The organism is Methanosarcina barkeri MS (assembly GCF_000970025.1).
GTDB lineage: Archaea > Halobacteriota > Methanosarcinia > Methanosarcinales > Methanosarcinaceae > Methanosarcina > Methanosarcina barkeri.
Genome location: NZ_CP009528.1, coordinates 170,129 through 184,554, shown reverse-complemented (window position 1 = coordinate 184,554; position 14,426 = coordinate 170,129). Strand labels below are relative to the sequence as shown.

At 39.3% G+C, this 14,426-nt stretch carries 18 protein-coding genes and 1 pseudogene; 8 read left to right on the top strand and 11 right to left on the bottom strand.

The annotated features are described in order from the left end of the window. Positions 1-173 precede the first annotated feature (173 nt). Together MSBRM_RS00915 and MSBRM_RS00910 are read left to right on the top strand one after the other, a co-directional pair. On the top strand, positions 174-1,445 hold the full coding sequence (locus MSBRM_RS00915; protein ID WP_048120581.1) for a YcaO-related McrA-glycine thioamidation protein: 1,272 nt from the start codon (positions 174-176) through the stop codon (positions 1,443-1,445). Next, a complete protein-coding gene (locus MSBRM_RS00910; RefSeq protein WP_369815420.1) occupies positions 1,445-2,104 on the top strand; it encodes a TfuA-related McrA-glycine thioamidation protein in 660 nt (219 codons plus the stop codon). Before MSBRM_RS00915 ends, MSBRM_RS00910 begins: the two co-directional genes overlap by 1 nt. Positions 2,105-2,188: 84 nt before the next feature. Here the strand turns inward: MSBRM_RS00910 and MSBRM_RS00905 are convergent, their stop codons facing one another. The 3 genes from MSBRM_RS00905 to MSBRM_RS00895 are packed head-to-tail and all read right to left on the bottom strand — an operon-like array spanning position 2,189 to position 3,673. Next, positions 2,189-2,416, bottom strand: a complete 228-nt coding sequence (locus tag MSBRM_RS00905) for a hypothetical protein (RefSeq protein ID WP_048154096.1) — start codon at positions 2,414-2,416, stop codon at positions 2,189-2,191. Positions 2,417-2,429: 13 nt separating this feature from the next. After that, positions 2,430-2,687, bottom strand: coding sequence for a hypothetical protein (locus MSBRM_RS00900; protein WP_048154093.1), 258 nt, complete (start codon positions 2,685-2,687; stop codon positions 2,430-2,432). Then, positions 2,684-3,673: a DUF7490 domain-containing protein gene (locus MSBRM_RS00895; protein WP_048154090.1), complete on the bottom strand. Its 990-nt coding sequence runs from the start codon at positions 3,671-3,673 to the stop codon at positions 2,684-2,686. Before MSBRM_RS00895 ends, MSBRM_RS00900 begins: the two co-directional genes overlap by 4 nt. Positions 3,674-3,964: 291 nt before the next feature. Between MSBRM_RS00895 and MSBRM_RS00890 the strand changes: the two genes are divergently transcribed. The 4 genes and pseudogenes from MSBRM_RS00890 to MSBRM_RS00880 all read left to right on the top strand — a co-directional run bounded on the left by MSBRM_RS00890 (position 3,965) and on the right by MSBRM_RS00880 (position 6,402). After that, positions 3,965-4,459, top strand: a complete 495-nt coding sequence (locus MSBRM_RS00890; RefSeq protein ID WP_048154088.1) for a universal stress protein — start codon at positions 3,965-3,967, stop codon at positions 4,457-4,459. 293 nt (positions 4,460-4,752) lie between these two features. Continuing rightward, positions 4,753-4,830: pseudogene (locus MSBRM_RS21955) on the top strand (universal stress protein); the annotation flags it as partial. 241 nt (positions 4,831-5,071) lie between these two features. After that, positions 5,072-5,677, top strand: coding sequence for a universal stress protein (locus MSBRM_RS00885; protein WP_329957116.1), 606 nt, complete (start codon positions 5,072-5,074; stop codon positions 5,675-5,677). 227 nt (positions 5,678-5,904) lie between these two features. Continuing rightward, entirely contained in the window at positions 5,905-6,402 is a 498-nt protein-coding gene (locus MSBRM_RS00880; RefSeq protein WP_048120598.1) for a ferritin, read from the top strand. Between the two features lie 263 nt (positions 6,403-6,665). Here the strand turns inward: MSBRM_RS00880 and MSBRM_RS00875 are convergent, their stop codons facing one another. The 3 genes from MSBRM_RS00875 to MSBRM_RS00865 form a co-directional block, all read right to left on the bottom strand. Next, the gene (locus MSBRM_RS00875; protein WP_048154086.1) at positions 6,666-7,646 is read right to left on the bottom strand and encodes a radical SAM protein; all 981 of its coding nucleotides are present in this window, start codon (positions 7,644-7,646) and stop codon (positions 6,666-6,668) included. A gap of 284 nt (positions 7,647-7,930) precedes the next feature. Then, positions 7,931-8,332 carry a DUF5320 domain-containing protein gene (locus tag MSBRM_RS00870; RefSeq protein WP_048154083.1) on the bottom strand — a complete coding sequence of 134 codons (402 nt, stop codon included), beginning with the start codon at positions 8,330-8,332 and terminating at the stop codon, positions 7,931-7,933. Between the two features lie 181 nt (positions 8,333-8,513). Continuing rightward, entirely contained in the window at positions 8,514-8,987 is a 474-nt protein-coding gene (locus MSBRM_RS00865; RefSeq protein ID WP_230668994.1) for a DUF134 domain-containing protein, read from the bottom strand. Positions 8,988-9,142: 155 nt separating this feature from the next. On the opposite strand from MSBRM_RS00865, the gene MSBRM_RS00860 reads away from it, so the two are divergent. Continuing rightward, the gene (locus MSBRM_RS00860; protein WP_176722168.1) at positions 9,143-9,862 is read left to right on the top strand and encodes a prenyltransferase/squalene oxidase repeat-containing protein; all 720 of its coding nucleotides are present in this window, start codon (positions 9,143-9,145) and stop codon (positions 9,860-9,862) included. A 98-nt stretch (positions 9,863-9,960) separates the two neighbouring features. On the opposite strand, the gene MSBRM_RS00855 is transcribed toward MSBRM_RS00860, so the two are convergent. After that, positions 9,961-10,866 carry a DUF1638 domain-containing protein gene (locus tag MSBRM_RS00855; protein ID WP_048120610.1) on the bottom strand — a complete coding sequence of 302 codons (906 nt, stop codon included), beginning with the start codon at positions 10,864-10,866 and terminating at the stop codon, positions 9,961-9,963. A 51-nt stretch (positions 10,867-10,917) separates the two neighbouring features. Further along, positions 10,918-11,424, bottom strand: coding sequence for a DUF1638 domain-containing protein (locus tag MSBRM_RS00850; protein WP_255361962.1), 507 nt, complete (start codon positions 11,422-11,424; stop codon positions 10,918-10,920). 100 nt (positions 11,425-11,524) lie between these two features. On the opposite strand from MSBRM_RS00850, the gene MSBRM_RS00845 reads away from it, so the two are divergent. Next, complete coding sequence (locus tag MSBRM_RS00845; protein ID WP_048155834.1) at positions 11,525-12,517, top strand: IS701 family transposase; 993 nt, start codon at positions 11,525-11,527, stop codon at positions 12,515-12,517. Here the strand turns inward: MSBRM_RS00845 and MSBRM_RS00840 are convergent. The 3 genes from MSBRM_RS00840 to MSBRM_RS00830 all read right to left on the bottom strand — a co-directional run bounded on the left by MSBRM_RS00840 (position 12,509) and on the right by MSBRM_RS00830 (position 14,344). Further along, on the bottom strand, positions 12,509-12,859 hold the full coding sequence (locus MSBRM_RS00840; RefSeq protein ID WP_230668990.1) for a hypothetical protein: 351 nt from the start codon (positions 12,857-12,859) through the stop codon (positions 12,509-12,511). The genes MSBRM_RS00845 and MSBRM_RS00840 overlap by 9 nt on opposite strands. 162 nt (positions 12,860-13,021) lie before the next feature. After that, positions 13,022-13,591, bottom strand: a complete 570-nt coding sequence (locus tag MSBRM_RS00835) for a TetR/AcrR family transcriptional regulator (RefSeq protein WP_048120614.1) — start codon at positions 13,589-13,591, stop codon at positions 13,022-13,024. A 126-nt stretch (positions 13,592-13,717) separates the two neighbouring features. Further along, positions 13,718-14,344 (bottom strand): DUF3786 domain-containing protein, encoded by a 627-nt coding sequence (locus MSBRM_RS00830; protein ID WP_048120615.1) that lies wholly within the window; start codon positions 14,342-14,344, stop codon positions 13,718-13,720. Positions 14,345-14,426: the final 82 nt, after the last annotated feature.

Sequence of the window (14,426 nt, the reverse complement as noted above, 5' to 3'; positions counted from 1 at the left end):
TTTGCAGATGTTTGCGGCATGTTTATATTAAATTTGCAGTATGTTTGCGCTGTGTTTGCATTATGTTTATCTTTCCCAGAAAATCTTTAAGAGAAATTACATAAAATCTCCTAAAAATATTCGATACCCGAAAAATCACAAAATATATAATAAGAGATGGAAGGTTTCTAATTATGCCTGAAATAAAACTTGACAGATCGATCTCATATCTCGAAGGTACACAGCGAGTATATGACGAAGCCACAACCCTGGAAAACACTAAAGATGAGGTAAAAAAGATAGGGGTTACCCGACTTGCAGATATTACAAACCTTGATAGGCTCGGAATCCATATTTTTTCGGCAATCCGCCCCAGTGCCGCAAAGGGAGCGATCAGTATTTACTCAGGCAAGGGCTCGACCGAGCAGCGAGCCCGCATTTCAGCAATAATGGAAAGCTTTGAGCGCTGCCTTGCAGAAAAGCCTGGCCTGAACGCAAATATTAAAGGTGAGATTTCCGCCCCTACACTTGTGGAATCCTATATCAGAGCCTCAGAAAGCTGTACAGTGCTCGACCCGGAAACACTACTTCTACCCCAGCCTTATCTTCCCCAGTCTTTGCTTGAATGGGTTGGAGCATACGATTTGATGAACAAAGAAGAAGTGTTCGTAAGCTCTAACTCGGTTTACCATCCGTACAACTCGCCCGGACAATGCCAGAAACTCTTCCTGAGCAATACCAATGGGCTGGCGTCCGGAAATGTGATTGAGGAAGCTATTCTCCACGGGATGCTCGAGGTTATTGAAAGAGATGCAATCAGCATAGCACAGTTTTCTCGCAATCTCGGAAAAGAAATCGTGCTAACTGAGGAAGACGGATATTTGTACGAACTTGCCAGCAAATTTAAAGATGCAGGAATAGAACTCAAACTCTGGCTGGTTCCGAGCGATACTGGCATTCCGACAGTAATTGCAGTAACTGACGACGTAAAATTGAAGGATCCTGCGCTTCTTGTCATGGGGGCAGGATCCCACCTGAAACCCGAAATTGCAGTTTCACGGGCCATAACTGAAGCTGCCCAGTCACGGTTAGTTCAAATTCAGGGAGCAAGGGAAGATACAGATAGGGAAGGTTTTATCCGAAGCGTAGGATACGACCGCATGAAACGTTTGAACCGGTTCTGGTTTGAAGAAGGAGAAAAGATTTCTCTCTCCGAAGTGCAGGACCTGTCCAGAAAAAGCCCTGTAGAAAATATCGATGTGATCCTCGAAAAACTTAAGGGCCTTACCGAAAGAGTGCTGGTGGTAGACCTCTCAAGAGAAGAAATTAAAGTGCCAGTTGTCCGAGTAATAATTCCAGGCTTTGAACTTTTTACTATTGATCGTGATCGTAAAGGAAAAAGAATCGGCTCCCAGAGGAAGAAAGGATTCTCCAGAAACAAAAATGAAAAGCCGTGGAAGAGATGATGAAAGCAAAAGCGGTAATCTTTACAGGCAACAGCATCAGCCATGAGGACGCAAGAAAAATTCTCGGGGCAAATTACCAGCCTCCTGTACGCAGATTCCAGCTTGAAAAATTCGTCCAGGAAGGGTATAAGATCATAGGAATAATAGATGGAATCTTTTTTGACAGGGCGGCTGTAGGGCACAGGGAGATTCTGTCTGCGCTTGATTCAGGAGTAAAGGTCGTCGGAGGAGCAAGCATGGGAGCTCTCCGAGCTTCGGAACTGGATACTCATGGAATGATAGGAGTAGGAAAGGTTTACGAATGGTACAGGGACGGTGTAATCGAATCCGATGATGAGGTTGCAGTAAGCACAAATCCCGACACATTCGAACCCATTTCCGTGCCTCTTGTCAATATAAGAGAAACGCTGAAAGCCGCACTCACTTCAGGACTTGTGAGTGAAGAAGAACATGACGGTCTCCTGAAACTTGCAATTGACACTTATTACCCTGACCGGAGCTATTTCGGGCTTGTAAAAGAAGGAGTGAAAAAGGGACTGATCCCGGAAGAAAAGAAAAAATCCGTTCTGGATTTTTGTACAGGCGATGAAGTTGACGTAAAAAGGGAAGATGCAGTCCTGGTGCTTGAAACCGTAAAAAAACTGATGGAAAAGGCCTGAGACTTCAAACTTTTCCTTTCAGACATCTCCTTTCAGATTTTCCTTTCAGATTTTCCTTTCAGATTTTCCTTTCAGATTTTCCTTTCAGATTTTCCTTTCAGATTTTCCTTTCAGATTTTCTTTTCGAATCTTTTCTTTCAGACTTCCCTTAATTAGCAGTTTCTGATTTTCAAACTTTTTGCAACGTTTTTCGTTTTTCAGCTTTTCATATTTCAGCTGTTCTTTTTTCCAGCGTATTTCGCTTTTCAGCTTTTCCTTTTTCCAGCGTTTTTTTGATCCAGTATTTTCGTTTTCCTGTGTTTTTGTTTTCAAGTGTTTTCTTTTTTCAGCGCTTTACAACGTAAAGCCTGATTATGTACAGACTTGCAATCAAGACAAAGAAATTGTAAACAGCCCTGAAAATTGGGATATATTGATTTTCAAACCAGATTTCAATTATCTGCTCTATGGAAAAATAAAGTTGGAAAGTAGCTACAAGAAGAAGTAGCATTGAGATAAGGAAGATTCCTTTTTTGAAATTTCCCCTCAAGTCTAACACTTTTTCCGCTTTTGGCTCTGGCCTAATATCTAAGGTTTCACTCACGCAAACCGCCTCCTGAGAATTGCTGCCGAACAGAGCAGGATTGCCGATAAAGATAGGCTGAATCCTGGTGCGGATTCTTTTTCGGCCATAGATTCCTCTTCAGGAATCATTTCACGTTCCACAACATTTTCAAATTCACTTGTCTGGATTTCTCGAGCCTGAGTAGTATTTTTTTCTTTGACCTCTACTATGGGGCTGAGCTGGATATAGCCCTCTCCGCGCTCGACTATTGTGTCATTGTTCCAGATCAGGACTTCGACAATGTAATTGTACTGATCAGGCATTGTCAGGTTGACAGTCTGGATAATTGTGGCTTCAGGTTTGATTTCTCCTGTGCGCGTCCAGATTTTATCCGCAAGTAGTCCGGCATCCATTTCGCGGACCTTAACAAGCATACGAAAATCTTTGCTGGTTTCCCTACCTTCATTTGTCAGATAGATATCACTTTCAACAAGGACTTTTCCACCTTCCACTTTTTTCACCCGGAAATCCATTTCGGGAATCCCAAGCCCAGTTTCCTGTACATCGGCAGGCAAAGCATCCAGGTTATAAACCTTGATTTTGCCATTGCCTTTCTGCACATTATCTTCAAAAAGAACACCCTGGAGATCGTATCCTCCAGCTTTCGGAAGGGTCAGAACCTGACTCACTGATTTCGTCTCTCCTTTCTTTAGCGCCCCGATTTCTATCTTCTTCTGAGTTTCAAGCAGCCCGCTTTGCCGACTATAGGCTTTAAGGAGAAGCGAGGTGTTCTTTGCACTGTCCCCCTGAACTTTTTCGACGTACGTTGTGACATTAAGGTCTATGAAAGCCGCCCCTGTACGGTCTGCTGAGATGTCCATATCCCTAATATTGTAGTAGCTCTCTTCTTCAAAATTCTTGATACAGCCGCTGCCGAAGGTGAAAGCAACAATAGAAATAAAGAATATTAAAAAGAAACTTTTTGAAAATAAGACGTGAGTGGACCTGGTTCCCAATTTATTCAAGATCTGCCCTCCTCTTTAGTAATTATATTTCAATGTATATACTTTTTGCCTTCATGGACACTTTTTCTTATCTTTGGGAATAATTGGATGAAAATTATTAATATGAACACATCAATATTCAAATAAAGGGTAAAATAAAGTGGTCAGAATATAGAACACAAATTTGAAGGATTCTGATTGCGGCCTGTGGATTTGAACATACTGAGAAAATTTCAAGCCTGAAAAAGTATGAAAATCCAGAATGCGAGAATACAAATTCATAGACACAAATAGAGAATACGAGGGGTAATTATGGAAGGAAATATTGAAATTAAATCCAAACCGAGAAGGCAGGTAATAATCGCTACCGATGGCTCAGAAACTGCAAACGAAGCTGCAGATTTTGGAATCGAAATGATTGGGTGTAGTGGGGCAAAAGTATATGCTATTTATGTCATCGATACGACACCTTATCGCTCAGTTCCGCTGGATAAAATCTGGTCAGACAAAGTGCTTGAAGAATTCGAGAAAGAAGGACGTGAAGCAACTTCTTATATAGAGAAGATTGGAAAAGCTGCAGGAGTGGAAGTTGAATCCAGGGTGCTTAAAGGCCATCCGGCTGAGAAGATCGTGACTTTTGCAGAGGATAATAATATCGATATGATCATAATGGGTTCGCTTGGAAAAAGTGGATATGAGCGCGTACTACTTGGAAGCGTATCTGAAAAAGTTATAAGGCATGCAAAAATTCCGGTTCTGGTTGTTCGAGAACGACACAAAAGTGAGAAAAAATTGATACAGGAATAACCAGTTATGAGTAGCTAAATTAGATGATCTAGTTAAATTAGATGATCTAGCTAAATTAGATGATCTAGCTAAATTAGATGATCTAATTTTTTAGAAACAACTTGATTATTGTTAAGACCGCGAAGTCAAAGAATCAGCTTAAATCGAGGTAGACGGGGAAGAAAAAGGGTGTGGGGAGAGATTTTTAAGAAAAGATCCTGATTGCTTACTGATGTTTCGGAGAATGGTGCACAGGCAATAAATACCGGAATAGATACACGGTTAAGTGAGGGGAAAACGATGTCTAACGCCTCCTTCTTGGAAGTGTATCCGAAAAAATCGTCAGGAACGCAAAGGTTCCGGTACTTGCCATACACAGAAAAAGACCGTAAAAAGGACAAAAACCGGAATATTTTAGTGAACCAATCTCAAATTCAAAATTTGTTATTTTAAAGCTTGTCTTTAGAACTTGTCTTTGGAACTTATCTTTGGAACTTATCTTTTGAGTAATGAAGTCTCCGATCACAAAAGCAATTGTAAAAATATAAATCAGTAAACAATAAGATAGATTCCGATATTGACTCAGTAACAACAGATCTAACAAAACAGATCTAACAACAGATCTAACAACAAATAATAGATCCATATCTAAGGGGAGTAAGTACAGAGGAGAGTACGTACGGAGGGGGAGTAGGTATAGAGGAGAGCAGCGAACTTAAATCCAAACCGCAAAAACAAATTCTGATAGCTACTGACGGCTCAAAAGCTTCTGAAAACGTAGCGGATTACGGGATAGAAATTGCGAGGAGCAGTGGGGCAAAGATCTATGCTATATATGTCATCGATGTAACTTTTCTTGACTCAGTTCTGATGGATGAAACGTCTGTAAAAAATGTCTACGCGATGTTTGAGATAATTGGTAGTGAGGCAATAAGTCTCATAGAAGAAAATGCAAAAGCTGCCGGAATAGAAGCTACGCCTATACTGCTTAAAGGAAATCCGGCTGAAAAAATCCTGGATTTTGCTGAGAATCATAAAGTTGACATGATTGTCATAGGGTCTACTGGAAAAAGCGGGACTGAACGTTTCATGCTTGGAAGCGTATCAGAAAAAGTTGTAAGGCATGCAAAGGTTCCAGTACTTGTCGTACGTGCGAGATTTAAACCTGAAAGAATCTTCAGTTGCGGTAAAAGGAATAAAAAAGTCTCAGAAAACATCGTATACGAAGAGACGCAGTGAAAATCCAGAATTTAAAAATCAAGGAAGCTGTGTCAGGCAACATTTTGAAAAAAGTTAACCAAAAAGAAAAGGTTGTTCGTGAATCTGGCTTCAAAACAAACTTTTTAAAACAATATTTTTGAAAAAAAGATTGAACAAAAAGCAATGGCGTGCGTAGATCTGGCTTCAAAAAGAAGAATTGAAGAGTAGAATTATTAGGGTGTAAATTCGAGAATGGGGGGAAACAAATGCTTAGTGAAAAGATGGAAGAAGCACTGAATGAACAGATCAATAAAGAACTGTACTCGTCTTATCTGTACCTTGCGATGTCAGCGTATAGTTCATCAGTTGGGCTTCCGGGCTTTGCCCACTGGTTTAGAGTCCAGGTTGAAGAAGAAAACATTCATGCAATGAAGCTTTTCGATTACGTAAACAACCAGGGTGGGAAGGTTAAACTTAAGGAGATCAAAGAGCCACCTATGGAATTTGGAACTGCTATGGATATGTTCCAGCAAACACTGAAGCATGAACAGTTCATCACCCGCTCAATTCATGAACTGGTAGAGCTTGCCAATGCTGAGAAGGATAAAACCACAGCCTCTTTCCTGCAGTGGTACGTTGAAGAACAGGTCGAAGAGGAAGAAAACGACAATGAAATTATTGCCAAACTGAGAGGCATCGATAAAAATGAATATGTAATTCCCTCAGTTGATCAAGAACTGGCAAAAAGGAGCCCTCCTAGATAAATTATAACAGAGGAGGTATAAATTGTAACAGAGGAAATATAAATTGGGAAGATCTTCTTTTTTTCAGAAGCTTAAAAAGTAATCTCAATTTTGAAGTTGAGAACCAAAATCTACAGCCCTTTTCTTGTAATCAAAAAAAACTTAATTCTATGATAAATTATTATTTCCTCTAAAAATTATTTTTTAAGATAAAGGCAGCTAGCAGGGCACATAGGCAGCTAACATTGCACATAGACAGTTAGCATTGTACATTTTTATTAAGTTCATTTTGCCCTGTAATACTTTTCAACCTCTGAGCTTATTATTTCTATTTTGCCTTCACCAAGCAATTTCTCGAGAACAGAAGAGAGATTCTTAGGATCAATATTCAAACTCTGGCATGTTTGTTTGAAAGTACAGGGTCTTCTGAGAAGAAGGGCGTACACCTCCTCGTCCACATTTGTACGTAACACTTTTACTTTCTTCTTTTTTCCTTTCAAAACTAACTTTACTGTTTCCTCTCCAAATTCAGAAATGAAATGTTTTGCAACTTCCTTTAGCTTTTCCTCTGGAACTGGTCTCACCCATTTTTCAGAAGGAGGACGGCTTACTGTTAAAATTTCAATCTCATCTGGGCATATGTACCTTATTGTTTTTACCAGCTCTTCGATCTCTTCGTCAGTAAAATTTAGGGGTTCGCCAGCTTCGTTCTCAAGGAGCATGACCTCAAGTGCTAGTCTCTTTCCAATTCCAGCTTTTGCGAGTTTCCTCAAACCTTCAATTATTTCTTTCAGGTTAATACCCGGAGCAGGTCTATGAATTTTTCTGCAGGTCTCTTCATTTCCAGAAACAAGGGTTGCAACTACTAAATCTGCCTCTGCCAGATTATTTTGAACGTCCTCTCTTCCCAGAAGAGAAGAATTCGTAATTACGCAGATAGGAATCTCACTTATTTTCCTGATATTCCGTATCATTTCCCCTAAAGAAAGGTTCAGTGTAGGTTCGCATGTGCCGGAAAACGTAATATAATCCAGTCCCTCAACATTGCTAATGACCTTTTGAAGGCTTTTGGAAACCTCTTCCGGAGTCACAGCTTCCCTTACATCCTCAGGACTTCTGATTTTTAGTTCAACATGCCCGAGTTGACAATAGATGCAGTCGTAGTTGCAATTCTTTTTCGAATTGGTATTTTTTATTATATCTATACCCAGAGACCTACCGAGCCTTCTTGAAAGAATCGGGCCGTAAACGATTCTTGACCTCATATTTTAACTCTTCCTTTCATAAAAAATCAGGATCTGAAAAACAGAAAACCTAGAAGGGACTTCCAAGGATATAGATGGAAATCACTCTATGTTACACCAGAAACTTATTTTTAAAACTCATCGATGAGTGAATTAGAAATTCACCAATTGATTGCCTCGTTAACGAACTCATTTCTGAACTTATTTGCCAATTTATTTATCAATTTATTTATCAATTTATTTATCAATTTATTTATCAATTTATTTATCAATTTATTTATTTATTTATTTATTTATTTATTTATTTATTTATTTTCATCACTTTCCCGGAGCCGTGGTCTCTTCAAACTATTCATAAGAGTTTCAAGTTCCTGTTTCAGGGATCCTATCCGGTCCTCAAGGGCATCGATATTTGACTCTTCCCTGACCTGGGCAGGTTCAGGATAGAAATATCCAGGAGACCTACCTCGGGCAGCAAACCCCCCAACTCTTCCAAAAACGGGAGTTTTCCTGCAGCAGAAACCCACACCTGCTCTACGGCCTGCACCTCGACCTGCACCACGTTTAGCTCCGCGGCCAATGTTCCGGCTTTCATCTGCGGGAACTCTGGTCATATAACCCGGACTGTCACTACCTGAGCAGTAACCCATAGCTCTTCCTGTCTTTGGTCCATCACCCATCGGACCTTTTCTGTCTCCATTTGGCATTGTTTCCAACTCCTTTCATTGTATCTTTAATTTACTATTAATTTTATGAAGTCATAATATGATCAGGTAAAATCTTTAAACAACCCTGACAAGACAAACTGACCTTAAGTGGTAAAAAACCCTAGTTGGCCTTTTTCTCCCATTCTTTTTTCAACATTCTTTTTTCAAACTACTTTTTAACTCACTTTCTGACCATAGGGCTTCCACATTTCTCACACTTCACCTGGTTGCAGGCAACCCCCGGAATATGGGGAGTCTCATACCCGCAGGCAGGACATACGCAGGTTCCTTCACTTCCGCCGAATCGCCCTCCCTGGCCTCGACCCTGTCCGCGACGTCTTCCGCCGCCACCCTGACCCTGACCTGCAGGACCTGTACCGTCTCCTCCTGGCATCCTGTAATCTCCTCCTTCAATTCTTATTGCTTTTCCATAAACAAGTGCTTCAGTTACTTTTTCAAGTGCTTTTTTCAGCGCCCTCTGAAAAGTGGACTGGTGAACCTCCATATGGACTGCAGCCTCACTCTGAGAAAGCTTTTCTAGAAAGCTGAGTCTCATGGTCTCGAGTTCGTCTATTGTCAGCAAGATTTCTTCGGGAATTTCGTTTTCTGGACTGAAAGGCCTAAACTGCCTTGCCGAATATTCGAAATCCACCATCCTTCGTTTTCTAGGGCGCATAGTTATGCATAATAATGCAAAATATATATAGTTTTGCATTCATTTAGGCTCTGACTCTAAAATGTCCATAAGAGAAAAAGAAAGGGGAGGTGTTAGTCAAGTTTTAATAGGTGAAGCCCGAAAAGCACAATCAAATGTCAAGCAACCTGGAATTTGATATTGTGAAAAACAGTTTTGAATGGCTCTCTGCCCAGCGAATTCAGTCCGTAAAGGAACTTTCAAGTACATTATCCGCACATGCCCTATGGGTACTCCCAAACCCTTACATAACCCGCCTGATTGTTGAACAGGATAACGACGGTTCCTGGAACTCTTCAATCAGGGACACCGCAAGGGCCTGCTCAGCCCTTTCTACAGAAGGAATCGTATTTATGGCTTCAGCAAGATGGCTGCTTGCCAGAAAAAGAGAAAACTCTTGGAACAGAGACGTTTACGACACAGCCTATGCCCTTGCAGCTCTTGCAGACATGGGAACTCAGGATAAAGACGGATGCAACTGGCTATCTGAAAACTATTGCCCTGCCTGGGAACAGGTAGGCACCACATCCCTTATAATTACAGCTCTCAAAAAGCAGGATAATCTGGCAAAAACCAGAACCTTTGAGACTTTTATCCAGGAAAAAGCCAGATGGATCCTTTCAAAAAGAAGGACGGATGACGGCTGGAAACATATTTCCACAAGCAACCTGGCAATTCAAGCCCTGCTTCTTGCAGGTTTTAAAGATGAAGTTGAAGATTCAGTTCACTGGCTCCTTGAAAATGTCCATGAAAATGGAGCCTGGGGAAATAAGGACGATGATATAAACGCTACTGCTCTGACTCTAAGTACTCTTGGACTTTATAGAAAAATCTGAAAATATGAAGGAATTTATCTTCGGGATTTGTCTTCGGGATTTGTTTTCAGGATTTTGTTTTTCCTTCTTTGATTTTCAGTATACTCTTTTAATTGTTTTTAATTTAATACTACTTTTTTGCAGACATCATTTTTGGCATTTAGATAGGACTTACTTGCTATTTCCATACTGCCTTCCATTTCAGTAATACTCATATCAAAAGTCTGGGAATAATTTAAGACATTTTTATCGAATTCATCTCTTTTTGAGATCTTGTTATTGATTTTGACAACTTTTCTGTAATGCTTTTTCAAAAAACTGTCATTAAAGTCAGAAGTGTTGTTGGATTCCATTCTCATTTTTTTCCAACTGGAAGCCCACATAGGAGTCAAGTATATCATACCTATACCTTTCCCACTCTGCATAACTTCAGCATAATTATCGTTGCCCCCAAGAGCTACGCTGATACAGTCATCCACAATCTCTCCGTTTTCATCTTTGAGAAAATAAAGAGAGCAAGGAAGATCTTTAAAATCCACTGCTGTGTTCCTTAAAGAGTGACCACAATTTCCATAGAAAATAAGAATACCATCTGAAAAAGTTGCCATTTTCCTGATATTCTGGTAGATTTCAGATCTTAAGAGTTCGCAATCTGCGTGCAGACCAAGCTTCAGAGTATTTACAACGACAATAGGCTTTTCCTTGTTTTTTTCTTTACTCTTTCCTCTGGAATTATGAGGTATTTTCTTAAAAAACGGGAATTTCAATAAAAATTTTAAAATATTCACAGATACAGAGCTATATACGGAGTTATATACAGAGTTATTTGCCTCTTTTAAAAAAATAGGTACTTTGTCCAAAGGAAAAAGTCTTGGCTGGCAATTTCTGGATTTAAGCTTTCGAACAAACCTGAAACTTTGCCTGTTTTCAACTACAATCAATTGATTTAAGTCATGGTCTTCTGAGAGGACATATGCAAGTTCGTCTTCAAGCATTTCACAGGCAATTATGCTAAGTACAGGCATCCGCTCACCATTCAGTTACAAATATAAAATTTGTCAACATTTTGATTTATCCTAAATCTCCATTTTGAGTTCGTTATAGCAATCTTTAAAAATTTCCTGATTACCATCATCGAATTCCAAAATTTCGAAATCAAATAAATCTGCAAATTCCCGAATAGAAGCGTCGAAATTTTCAGTGTAGTTAAGGCCAGTATTAATCTTAGCAACTCTTTTGTAACCAATCATTTCGTGGGTCTTTTTCATTAATTTCAATGCTTTGGCAGGGTCTTTATTTAGCTTATTCAGATCAAGCAGTTCCTTCCAGCCTTTGCTGTACATGGGAGTAAAAAGATATGTTCCAGCATCACTAACACTTTTGAGTATCCTTAGATAGTTTTTGACACCTCCCACGGTAGCCCCTATGCAGTCATCTACAATCCTGTGATCTTTATCTTTGAGAATACGGACCGGACATGATATTGAACTATGTTGAAAATCTTTTTCAACGTCTCCTAATACATTTCCACATAAACCGTAAAAGAGCAAAATCCCAGATGAAAAAGGAGCAAGAGTCTTTATAGTCTCATATACCTAGGACTTACGCAGTTAAAATGCCGAAAACTTGATATCTTTATAAATATACTTATGGCTTAGTGTTTCTCTAAAAACGTACGGAGTTATGGACATAAATCCACCTAAGTGTACCGACATTGACTACATTAATTTTCTCATTGCGGCTTCTAACGTTTTTAGCTGTACTGAAGCTGCTAGATGTTATCCAGACATAGCTAATGCTCCTTCTCATGATGCTTTTACTCGTTGCCTTCAAAGGCAACCTCCAGACACGGAAGCACTATGGGAGGAAGTAAAAAGTTATGTCAAGCTTAAGGGAGGATACCTAATTGTTGATGATTCAACATTAGATAAACCATACGCAGAAGAAATTGCTTTTGTTCGTCGTATGTGGAGTGGAAAACATCATCGTACTGTAAAGGGAATAGGCCTGGTTACCTTAGTTTGGACTGACGGTACAACCGTTATACCTATCGATTTTCGAATTTATAACATCGATGTAGACGACAAAACAAAGAATGACCATTTCCGTGATATGCTTGACAAGGCCGAAGAACGTGGTTTTAATCCCAAATTCGTTTTATTTGATACATGGTATGCAAGTGTGAAAAACCTTAAAGCCATTAGACAGAAAGAGTGGCATTTCCTTACAAGATTGAAAAATAATCGTTTGGTAAATCCTGACAACAAGGGAAATGTGCCACTTGAAACAGTAGATATTCCTCCAAAAGGACGTGTGGTTCACCTCAAAGCATATGGATTTGTAAAGGTGTTTAGGATAGTTTCAAAAAATGGAGACACGCAACACTGGGTTACAGATGTGCAAGAGATGGATGAAGCAAAACGTGAAGATTTGGCAAAGAAGTCATGGAAAATTGAGGAATATCATAGGGGAATAAAACAGTTCTGTGGTGTCGAAAAATGTCAGGCAAGAAAGGAAGAATCACAAAGAGCACATATAATGTTCTCATTAAGAGCTTTTCTTAGACTGGAATTACAAAGAATCAAAAGTGGAATATCCTGGTTTGAAAGTGCTATGAAAATTAGAAGAGTGGCAGTGACAGAATACTTAAGGAATCCCCAATACACGTTAAATTAATTCAAATATTTGAAAGTTTGGAAAAAACAATATGCTAGGAGCCAACTGCGTAACTCCTAATACCTTAATTTTCAACTCTTTAGGACTTCTATGAAGACCAAGTTCCATCAGATGAATCAGAACCGTGTATTTCTTGCATTCGCTTTTGATTTTGGGAAGTGAGGAAATGTCTTCCAGAGAGAGCACTTTATAATGAAGGTTTATTTTATCCAGCTTTTCTACAAATTCCCGGATATTTTCATTATCAACTACGAGGATCTCATCAATGGAAGGATCATTTTCAAGAATCCAGATAATTTCGTCCTGCATTATCTTGCATGAAATAATACTCATAGTGGGCATTGAGATATCTCCACATAAGTTATGCCAGAAAACCTAATTTTTTAGCAATAGATTGATTTAGCAATAGATTGATTTAGCAATAGATTGATTTAGCAATAGATTGATTCAGCAATAGAATATACTTACTTACATATAAGTAAGTAGCGGTTAGGAGAAAAAAAATCAGTCCTTCCACCCAAGGTCGGACTTAATTAGAGAAATAGATCTAACAAGCGTTTTTCTTCCTCTTATACTGGAGAATTGTCTGGCACCCATCAAGGCTTCAGCTACTAATTCTGCACGTGCTTCTGTAGAACCAGAGAAATTAAACTCCCCCTGTTCCAGACCCACTTTAAGAACTCTGGAAATCCAGGTCAGGATGTCATCCATCAACAAAAGGTTTTGTTTTTTAACTTTCTCCGGAAGTTCCTCAAAATCGAGAATTACCGAGCCTGGAGGGCAGATTCTTTTGCCTTCATCAAACTCTTTTAATGCGTAATCAAAGTAGTATTGAAGCTGATCACGGGCTGAGCCTCCGGAGTCCACTATTTGAGCAATATTTGCAGCTAAATTCTTTCTGCTGTCTTCGAGCAAAGCTGCAACTAGATCCTCTTTTTTGGGGTAATAATTATGAATTGCTGCATTTTTTATTCCCAATTTCTGAGAAATATCTTTGTAACTAAATCCATTATAGCCCCGACATTGCAAAAAATTCCTTGCGTAATATAGTATTTGCTGATTAGTCTCGTTCATATCTATTCATAAAAAACATTTATACTCGTTAATAAGTTAATTGAATAGTGTTTTTATTCATATAAACTTAGTTCTTCGATTTATTAGATGAGAAACATCTTGCATTTCACATTATATACATAAGTATTACACCCATCCGGTTGTATCTCCTGTTTTGGTTGTCATAATCATCGCTCTTACAAGGCATCCCTCTAAAAAAGCCAGACATTCAAATTCCAGAAAGCGTGAAGCATTTTTATCAAACAGAACCTGAACTTCACAAGGAAATTCATCATCTCCATCATAATAAACGATTTGGAGAAGGATTTTAGGCAATGCTTTCAGAAGCCACGAATAGCCGCCCGATTTCAGCTTGCCATTAAAAACCCCACCTAATTTGCACATAGTTTCACTGAATGTTGCATAATCTCCACTGAATGTTTTACCAAGCGGATCAGTCATCCATTTTGTATTTGTGCTGAATGTTATTCCTGTGCCGGCAAGATTAGAAGGCACATATGAAAATGCAGGTTCACCCACGCCTTTGGACAATGAATAGTAAGCCAGAACACTGAGGTTGTTGACATTAACCGGCTTGCCGTCAGTCGGGCTAATACCGCGAGAACTTATCTCATACTCGCGGCCAAGAAAATTGACAGATAGAGCACCGTCCGGCTGGAGAGACAGGCCAAGCCGTTCGGCAACTTCTAAAAAATCGCATTTGCTCAATTTGGGTATGAGGCTTTCATAAATTTGTTCATAACCACTACTCATAAAATACTCCCTTCCGTGCGCACCGAAGGTGCTCATTAGCTCTTATTTGAGTTATTAGAATTCCATTTTGAATATATCCTCA

What these genes read in the sequence shown, in the direction of transcription:
- MSBRM_RS00915 (WP_048120581.1), top strand. Translation starts at nt 174, where the DNA reads ATGCCTGAAATAAAACTTGACAGATCGATCTCATATCTCGAAGGTACA.
- MSBRM_RS00910 (WP_369815420.1), top strand. Translation starts at nt 1,445, where the DNA reads ATGAAAGCAAAAGCGGTAATCTTTACAGGCAACAGCATCAGCCATGAG.
- MSBRM_RS00890 (WP_048154088.1), top strand. Translation starts at nt 3,965, where the DNA reads ATGGAAGGAAATATTGAAATTAAATCCAAACCGAGAAGGCAGGTAATA.
- MSBRM_RS00880 (WP_048120598.1), top strand. Translation starts at nt 5,905, where the DNA reads ATGCTTAGTGAAAAGATGGAAGAAGCACTGAATGAACAGATCAATAAA.
- MSBRM_RS00875 (WP_048154086.1), bottom strand. Translation starts at nt 7,646, where the DNA reads ATGAGGTCAAGAATCGTTTACGGCCCGATTCTTTCAAGAAGGCTCGGT.
- MSBRM_RS00870 (WP_048154083.1), bottom strand. Translation starts at nt 8,332, where the DNA reads ATGCCAAATGGAGACAGAAAAGGTCCGATGGGTGATGGACCAAAGACA.
- MSBRM_RS00865 (WP_230668994.1), bottom strand. Translation starts at nt 8,987, where the DNA reads ATGGTGGATTTCGAATATTCGGCAAGGCAGTTTAGGCCTTTCAGTCCA.
- MSBRM_RS00860 (WP_176722168.1), top strand. Translation starts at nt 9,143, where the DNA reads ATGTCAAGCAACCTGGAATTTGATATTGTGAAAAACAGTTTTGAATGG.
- MSBRM_RS00855 (WP_048120610.1), bottom strand. Translation starts at nt 10,866, where the DNA reads ATGCCTGTACTTAGCATAATTGCCTGTGAAATGCTTGAAGACGAACTT.
- MSBRM_RS00845 (WP_048155834.1), top strand. Translation starts at nt 11,525, where the DNA reads ATGGACATAAATCCACCTAAGTGTACCGACATTGACTACATTAATTTT.
- MSBRM_RS00840 (WP_230668990.1), bottom strand. Translation starts at nt 12,859, where the DNA reads ATGCCCACTATGAGTATTATTTCATGCAAGATAATGCAGGACGAAATT.
- MSBRM_RS00835 (WP_048120614.1), bottom strand. Translation starts at nt 13,591, where the DNA reads ATGAACGAGACTAATCAGCAAATACTATATTACGCAAGGAATTTTTTG.
- MSBRM_RS00830 (WP_048120615.1), bottom strand. Translation starts at nt 14,344, where the DNA reads ATGAGTAGTGGTTATGAACAAATTTATGAAAGCCTCATACCCAAATTG.